We start from the raw sequence: 1297 nt of genomic DNA on the forward strand, positions 1-1297 counted from the left end.
AATGAGGCAACTCTCTGAACTTTTAGCGCCCACGAATTGGAGTCCAGAAAACAGCGACCACTGAAGTTAACCTGCCGACATGACCAAAATTGGAAATACGAAGGAACAAAGAAAAGATGCAACCAGCTAATTTTACGTGACTAAACATAACGCCCAATTAAGGGGTGAACAACGCCTCCACCCAAACCTAAAGCATTGTGCCATAAACACTAAATTTGAAGTAGAAGCAAAAGTGCCAAGCGTTGTGAATCCCTCTTAAATTGCTTGTTATGTGAATTCTCGATTGAAACGCCGAACTTTTGTACGCATATTTTTCATAGGTGATGATGTATTAAACTGAATCATGCGCCCCAAAGTCCATTGTTCATACCACACAACACCATACAAATCACGGTCACTTAAGCTTGAAATGAGTAAAAGTATCTCGTTAACTGTAGACTCAAGCTCAATGAGTAAATCATCATATTTCCACTCACAGTACTCTTCGTGGAAGCTTTCAGCGAGTGAGCCTAATTGGTTCCATTTATAACCAGTTTCCGGGAAATCAACATGTTGGTTGTGAGATCTTAAGTGATGCCATTTAAGAACGAGTTTTCCCCAACCAATCAAGTAAGCCACTGTATCACTAACGCTAATGACTGTACCTTTGACGTTTCCCTCTACTCCAGGTTTGCGAGCTTTGCTTTCCGGAATTGAACGATAGTCAGCCATGAGTTTCGGAAATATTGAGTTTATAGCCAACTCCAATTCATCCTTATTTCTTGGCACAGAAGACATTTGACCTCCATTCACATAACGCCGCGTTAAGGGGTGAGTGCCGCCTAAACCAAGTTTCCGCAGATCACTTTCACCACCAAAACTCACTGCAAACCACAAATGCCACGCGGCATGAATCCCTCTTAAACGCTTTGTTATGCAAATGTTCTAACGGCAAAACGTATCTATATACAAAGCCTCAACCTTGTCTCTCGCCCACTGTGTGCGACGCAAAAACTTAAGAGAAGATTTGATTGATGGATTGCTGTAAAAACAGTTAATTTGAATTTCTCTGTCTAACCCTTCCCAACCATAGTGCTCTTGTAAACGAACAAGGATTTTCTCTAAGGTTAATCCATGTAAAGGGTTGTTTGGTTGCTCTTGGCTCATCGCTTGGATCCTAATAATACCGCTTAGTTTGGTCGCAGTTTACCAGAATGCTGTAGCCAGTTAGCCAATTTATTTTCGCCAATAGCCTAGACCTGAGCACTGGAAAATCGGCTGATTTGAATATTTGCATAACGCCGCGTTAAGGGGTGAG

General features: G+C 41.8%; 2 protein-coding genes and 1 pseudogene. All 3 read right to left on the bottom strand.

Translation table 11 applies throughout. The annotated features are described in order from the left end of the window. Window positions 1-267 precede the first annotated feature (267 nt). A complete protein-coding gene (locus tag FC652_RS20035; RefSeq protein WP_103155764.1) occupies window positions 268-777 on the bottom strand; it encodes a ClbS/DfsB family four-helix bundle protein in 510 nt (169 codons plus the stop codon). Window positions 778-795: 18 nt separating this feature from the next. Continuing rightward, window positions 796-921 (bottom strand): annotated as a pseudogene (locus FC652_RS20900) (DUF3265 domain-containing protein); the annotation flags it as partial. A gap of 3 nt (window positions 922-924) precedes the next feature. Further along, on the bottom strand, window positions 925-1146 hold the full coding sequence (locus tag FC652_RS20045) for a VF530 family DNA-binding protein (RefSeq protein ID WP_000076907.1): 222 nt from the start codon (window positions 1144-1146) through the stop codon (window positions 925-927). Window positions 1147-1297: the final 151 nt, after the last annotated feature.

It is taken from the genome of Vibrio sp. 05-20-BW147 (genome assembly GCF_013369385.1).
Classification (GTDB): domain Bacteria; phylum Pseudomonadota; class Gammaproteobacteria; order Enterobacterales; family Vibrionaceae; genus Vibrio; species Vibrio floridensis.